At 64.6% G+C, this 5,684-nt stretch carries 7 protein-coding genes; 4 read left to right on the forward strand and 3 right to left on the reverse strand.

The genetic code is table 11. From position 1 onward, the window contains the following. The 4 genes from B4E36_RS17990 to B4E36_RS18005 form a co-directional block, all read left to right on the forward strand. A partial coding sequence (locus B4E36_RS17990) for a penicillin-insensitive murein endopeptidase (protein ID WP_345900640.1) occupies positions 1-468 on the forward strand: 468 nt, incomplete at its 5' end. 135 nt (positions 469-603) lie between these two features. Beyond that, positions 604-1,626, forward strand: a complete 1,023-nt coding sequence (locus B4E36_RS17995; protein ID WP_345900641.1) for a glucokinase — start codon at positions 604-606, stop codon at positions 1,624-1,626. Between the two features lie 134 nt (positions 1,627-1,760). Continuing rightward, positions 1,761-2,582 carry a 4-hydroxy-tetrahydrodipicolinate reductase gene (dapB, locus tag B4E36_RS18000; RefSeq protein ID WP_292054338.1) on the forward strand — a complete coding sequence of 274 codons (822 nt, stop codon included), beginning with the start codon at positions 1,761-1,763 and terminating at the stop codon, positions 2,580-2,582. Between the two features lie 19 nt (positions 2,583-2,601). Next, positions 2,602-3,237: a 2,3-bisphosphoglycerate-dependent phosphoglycerate mutase gene (locus B4E36_RS18005; RefSeq protein WP_292054337.1), complete on the forward strand. Its 636-nt coding sequence runs from the start codon at positions 2,602-2,604 to the stop codon at positions 3,235-3,237. A 29-nt stretch (positions 3,238-3,266) separates the two neighbouring features. On the opposite strand, the gene hutC is transcribed toward B4E36_RS18005, so the two are convergent. From hutC to B4E36_RS18020, 3 genes are read right to left on the reverse strand one after another with little or no spacing between them, the layout of a single operon-like run. Continuing rightward, the gene (hutC, locus tag B4E36_RS18010; protein ID WP_292054334.1) at positions 3,267-3,998 is read right to left on the reverse strand and encodes a histidine utilization repressor; all 732 of its coding nucleotides are present in this window, start codon (positions 3,996-3,998) and stop codon (positions 3,267-3,269) included. A gap of 2 nt (positions 3,999-4,000) precedes the next feature. Next, a complete protein-coding gene (locus B4E36_RS18015) occupies positions 4,001-4,792 on the reverse strand; it encodes an ABC transporter ATP-binding protein (protein ID WP_292054333.1) in 792 nt (263 codons plus the stop codon). Continuing rightward, positions 4,789-5,562 carry an ABC transporter permease gene (locus tag B4E36_RS18020; RefSeq protein ID WP_292054330.1) on the reverse strand — a complete coding sequence of 258 codons (774 nt, stop codon included), beginning with the start codon at positions 5,560-5,562 and terminating at the stop codon, positions 4,789-4,791. Before B4E36_RS18020 ends, B4E36_RS18015 begins: the two co-directional genes overlap by 4 nt. Positions 5,563-5,684 lie beyond the last annotated feature (122 nt).

Consider the following 5,684-nt stretch of genomic DNA (forward strand, 5'->3'; position numbering starts at 1 on the left):
CCGGAGGTGCAGCGCATCTTCGTCCACCCCGGCATCAAGAAGGCGCTCTGCGACGACTGGAAGGGCGACCGCACAAACCTGGCCAAGGTGCGGCCCTATTACGGCCATCACTACCACTTCCACATCCGCCTGTTCTGCCGCCCCGGCTCGCCCGACTGCGACCCGCAGAACCGTGTGGACATGGCCGATGACGGCTGCGGCGCGAACCTCGCCTGGTGGCTTTCCGACGAACCCTGGGCGCCCGCAAAGCCTGAAAAACCGCCCGAGAAGCCCGCAAAGCCGCCGCCGAAACCGACCCGGCCGAGCTACACCATCAGTTCCGACCTGCCGGCCGCATGCACGGCCGTGCTCGATGCGCCCGCGCCTGCCGAACTGCCGCAGGCCGCGCTGACGCCGGCAATCCCGCTGCCACCGCTCGCGCCATGGCCCGAGATCGGCCCCGTACCGACACAAAGGCCGAGAGGGTGAACCGACCCTTCCAAACCGATTTGAACTGATGTAGGAAATCCGAAAAGCCGGGCCTCTCAGTCGAGGTCGATAACGGCTCGCCGTCCGGGATTGCAAAGAAGCACAGGCGCAACGCCTCACATAACGGGAAACACCATGGCCAGAATTCCGCTCGACCAACCGCTAGCCTTCCCCATCCTGATCGGCGATATCGGCGGCACCAACGCCCGGTTTTCGTTGGTGGTCGATCCCTATGCCGAGCCGCGCGACTTCCCGATCGTCCACACCGCCGATTTCGCCACGATCGGCGACGCGATCCAGGCGGCGGTGATGGACAAGTCCTCGCTGCAGCCGAGAAGCGCGATCCTGGCCGTCGCCGGCCCGATCCGGGGCGATGAAATTCCGCTGACCAATTGCGACTGGGTGGTGAAGCCGCGCGACATGATCGCCCATCTGGGCCTCGTTGACGTGATCGTCATCAATGATTTCGAGGCCCAGGCGCTGGCGATCGCCAACATGCCGGACGAGTTTCGCGAGCCGATCGGCGACCGGCCGGACAAGATGCTGGCCTCGCGGGTCGTGCTCGGCCCCGGCACCGGGCTCGGGGTCGCGGGCCTCGTTCATGCCGAGGAGCGCTGGATACCGGTTCCCGGCGAAGGCGGCCATATCGATGTCGGTCCGCGCACCCCGCGCGACTACGAGGTTTTCCCCCATATCAAGACGATCGAGGGCCGGGTGGCGGCCGAGCAGATCCTGTGCGGCCGCGGCATGGTGAACCTCTATAACGCCATCTGCGCCGCCGACGGCATCGCGCCGAAACCGTATGAGCCAAAGGATGTCAGCCAGCACGGGCTTGACGGCACCGACCGCCAAGCGGTGGAGACGCTCGCCCTGTTTGCCACCTATCTCGGCCGCCTTGCCGGCGACATGGCGATGGTGTTCATGGCGCGCGGCGGCGTCTATCTCGCCGGCGGCATCTCGCAGAAAATCCTGCCGGCGCTGAAAAAGCCGGAATTCCGCGCCGCCTTCGAGGACAAGGCCCCGCACACCAAGCTTCTGGAAGCGATCCCGACCTATGTCGTGACCCATCCGCTCGCAGCGCTTGCCGGCCTTTCCAGCTTCGCCCGCACCCCCACCCGCTTCGGCCTCGCCCTCGACGGCCGCCGCTGGCGGGTATAGGCGCAGGCAAAGCAATCAGACCGATTTCCCCTCTGCCGATCTTTCTTTCACGGAAAGCTTGCAATAAGGTCTGCCTGCCCCACAGCATTCACCTGCGGCGGGGTCGCCGTAAAACGCAAATACCAGGAAGACGTATGAATTCTCCGGCAATGAAGCTTGTCGTCGTGGGCGCCAGCGGACGGATGGGCCAGACCCTCATCCGCGTCATCTGCGAAACCGAAGGCGCCGTTCTGCACGCCGCGATCGACCGGCCCGACAGTCCGGCGCTTGGCAAGGATGCGGGCGTTCTTGCCGGCGTGGGCGAACTTGGCGTTGCGATCACCGACGATCCGCTGAAGGCGTTTGTCAATGCCGACGGCGTGCTCGACTTTACCGTGCCCGCCGCCTCCGTCGAATATGCGGAGCTGGCCGCCCAGGCGCGCATCGTCCATGTCATCGGCACCACCGGCATGTCGGAGGAGGACGAGGCAAAGGTGAAGGCGGCAAGCCGCCACGCCCGGATCGTCAAATCCGGCAATATGAGCCTCGGCGTCAATCTTCTCGGGGTTCTGGTGAAAGAGGCTGCCGCAGCCTTGTCGGCCAGGGGCTGGGATATCGAGGTGCTGGAAATGCACCACCGCCACAAGGTCGACGCGCCGTCCGGCACCGCGCTGCTTCTGGGCGAGGCCGCCGCCGAGGGGCGCGGCGTCTCGCTGAAGGACAAGGCCGTGAAGGTGCGCGACGGCCATACCGGCGCGCGCGAGGAAGGCACAATCGGCTTTGCCACGCTGCGCGGCGGCTCGGTGGTCGGCGAGCATTCCGTGCTGCTGGCAGGCGAGGGCGAGACCGTGAGCCTGTCGCACAAGGCCACCGACCGCAGCATCTTCGCCCGCGGCGCGGTCGCGGCAGCACTTTGGGCGCGCGACCAGAAACCCGGACTTTATTCCATGCTCGACGTGCTCGGGCTTTCCAAATAGCAACGAAGGATTTGATCTTATGAGCGGAACGCTGGTTCTGGTCCGTCACGGCCAAAGCGAATGGAACCTGAAGAACCTTTTCACCGGCTGGAAGGATCCCGATCTCACCGATCAGGGCAGGGCCGAGGCCCTTGCCGGCGCCAAGGCGCTGGCCGAAACCGGTATCAAGTTTGACATCGCCTTCACCTCGAACCTCATCCGCGCCCAGAACACCTGCCAGATCATTCTCGACGAGATCGGACAATCCGACCTTGAGACCATCAAGGACGAGGCGATCAACGAGCGCGACTATGGCGATCTCGCCGGCCTCAACAAGGATGACGCCCGCAAGAAATGGGGCGAGGAACAGGTCCATATCTGGCGCCGGTCCTATGACGTGCCGCCGCCCGGCGGCGAGAGCCTGAAGGACACCGGCGCGCGGGTATGGCCCTATTACCTGACCGACATCCTGCCGCGCGTGCTCAGGGGCGAAAAGGTGCTGGTCGCGGCCCACGGCAATTCGCTGCGCGCGCTGATCATGATCCTCGACAGGATGAGCAAGGAGGAAATCCTGAAGCTCAACCTCGCGACCGGCGTTCCCATGGTCTATACGCTCAACCCGGATTCCACGGTCGCCGACAAGACCGTGCTGGGCGACATGTCGTCCGCGCACTGAGAGCGGCTCAACGCGTCCCCGATCGGGCGCTACCCCGCCCTGCCCGATGGCGAAAACTCGGCGACGAGCGTGTGCATGTCGCCGGGATAGGTAAGGTTGACCTGGGTGATCGACCCGCTGGCATTCCATGTCCGCCGGGCAATCACCAGGCAGGGCGCGCCTTCGCGCAGATCGAGCAGCTCGGCCTCGGCGCGACCCGCGCCGACGGCATTGATGCGATGTTCGGCGGCGCTCCACGGCACCTGTTCCAGGAGCCAGGAGCCTGGCGGATACTTCGAAAAATCGGCCTCCCGCGCCTGCGGCACTTCCGCAAGGCTGATCAGCCGATCTTCGAGACAGAAGGGGCGGCTGCCGGCGCTGTGGATGCCGCGTATATGCATCACCGCCGCCGGAGCGGACAGCAGGAGCCGCTTGCGATCGGCCTCGCCCGCGCTGCGCTCCGTGGCCTCGATCAGCCGAAAGGCATAGGCAAGGCCGAGCGCCCGCACCTCGCGCTCGAGCTGGTGGATCTCCATGACGGCGGAGAGCACTTCGGGCTGGCGGACATAGGAGCCCGATTTGCGCCGGCGCTCGATCAGGCCCTTCTTCACGAGTTGCGACAGCGCCTTGTTCACCGTCATGCGCGAGCAGCCGTAATGCGCCGTCAACTCGTGCTCGAAGGGGATGCGAGTGCCGGGCGGCCATTCGCCGGAGAGGATACGATCCTCGACCTCACGTTCGATGCGGGCATGCAGCGCCAGCGGACGGCTTTCCTCGGCCATTCTCAGCCCCGGCTCGCCGCGGCAATCACCTCGGCGCGGATTTCCTCGGTGAGCTGCATCCTGAGCTTGGCGAATTCCGGATCGGCCTTGAGGCGATAGTCGCGCGGGTGGGCGAAATCAACGGGCGTTACCGACGAGATCCTTCCCGGCCGCGCCGACATGGTGACGACACGCGAGGCCATGAACACCGCCTCCTCGATATCGTGGGTGACGAAGATCACCGTCTTCTTCTCCCGCTCCCAGATGCCGAGCAGAAGTTCCTGCATCAGCCCGCGCGTCTGGTTGTCGAGCGCGCCGAAGGGCTCGTCGAGAAGCAGGATCTTCGGGTCATTGGCGAGCGCACGGGCGATCGCGGTCCGCTGCTGCATGCCGCCGGAAAGCTGTTTCGGCCAGTGATCGGCAAAGGCGGAAAGGCCGACGCGGTCAAGATAGAGATCGACCGTCTCCTTGATGGCCGATGCCTTCATGCCCTTTTCGCGCAGGCCGAAACCAACATTCTCGCGAATCGTCAGCCATGGAAACAGCGTATAGGACTGGAACACCATGCCGCGATCGGCGCCCGGCCCCCTGATCTCCCTGCCTTCCAGATAGACGGACCCGGTGGTCGGCCTGTCGAGACCGGCGACGATGCGCAACAGCGTCGACTTGCCACAGCCGGAAGGACCCAGAATGGTGACGAAATCATTCTTTTCAAGCGTCAGGTCCGTCGGCGACAGCGCCTGCACCGGCTTCGCGCCCCGCCGCCCGGGAAAGACCCGCGACACGCCTTTGACTTCGAGTTCCGGCGCGCTCATGCGAACCTCCAGGCGAAGAGATGGCGGTTCGCCAGCTTGAAGGCAAAGTCCGAGATAAGGCCGATCACGCCGATGACGATGATGCCGAAGATGATCTGCCCGGTCGCCATCAGCGCCTGCGAATTGATGATCATGTAGCCGATGCCGGACGAGGCGCCGATCAGCTCGGCGACGATGACGTAGGTCCAGGCCCAGCCGAGCACGAGCCGCAGCGTCTCGGCGATATCGGGGGCCGAAGCAGGCAGCAGCACCCGCCGAACGATGCCCCTGTCGGAAGCGCCCAGCGTATAGGCGGCCTCGACCAGATCGCGTCTGGTATTGGCGACATAGACCGCGACCATCAGGATGATCTGGAACACCGCGCCGATGAAGATCACCAGCAGTTTCTGCATCTCGCCAATGCCGGCCCACAGGATCAGAAGCGGCACGAAGGCCGAGGCCGGCAGGTAGCGGGCAAACGAGACGAATGGCTCGAGCAGCGCCTCGATCGGCTTGTAGGCCCCCATGGCGATGCCGACGGGCACCGCGATGATCGAGGCCAGCACGAAGCCGCCGACGACGCGCCAGACGGTGATGCCGATATCGCCGAGAAAGCCGCGCTTCGACAACAGCCACCAGCCGTCCTTAATCATGGTGATCGGATCGGCCAGAAACGTCTTCGATACGAAACCGCCAAAGGTCGCGAACGACCAGCCGGCAAAGAAGATCACGAAGAACAGGATGCCAAGCGACAATCTGAGCTTCGGGCTGATAGGCTCAAGCGGTTTCATCGGGTCTCCGTGTTTGGGTGGCGAAGGAATGCGGTGGTGGTTTTGTTAAAATGACATCGCCACACACTCCCGACAATCTCCCCCCTTGAGGGGGAGATGCCCCGACAGGGGCAGAGAGGGGT

Origin of the sequence: Martelella sp. UBA3392, from assembly GCF_002358775.1 — a bacterium.
Lineage (GTDB): Bacteria > Pseudomonadota > Alphaproteobacteria > Rhizobiales > Rhizobiaceae > Martelella > Martelella mediterranea.

What these genes read in the sequence shown, in the direction of transcription:
- B4E36_RS17995 (WP_345900641.1), top strand. Translation starts at nt 604, where the DNA reads ATGGCCAGAATTCCGCTCGACCAACCGCTAGCCTTCCCCATCCTGATC.
- dapB (WP_292054338.1), top strand. Translation starts at nt 1,761, where the DNA reads ATGAATTCTCCGGCAATGAAGCTTGTCGTCGTGGGCGCCAGCGGACGG.
- B4E36_RS18005 (WP_292054337.1), top strand. Translation starts at nt 2,602, where the DNA reads ATGAGCGGAACGCTGGTTCTGGTCCGTCACGGCCAAAGCGAATGGAAC.
- hutC (WP_292054334.1), bottom strand. Translation starts at nt 3,998, where the DNA reads ATGGCCGAGGAAAGCCGTCCGCTGGCGCTGCATGCCCGCATCGAACGT.
- B4E36_RS18015 (WP_292054333.1), bottom strand. Translation starts at nt 4,792, where the DNA reads ATGAGCGCGCCGGAACTCGAAGTCAAAGGCGTGTCGCGGGTCTTTCCC.
- B4E36_RS18020 (WP_292054330.1), bottom strand. Translation starts at nt 5,562, where the DNA reads ATGAAACCGCTTGAGCCTATCAGCCCGAAGCTCAGATTGTCGCTTGGC.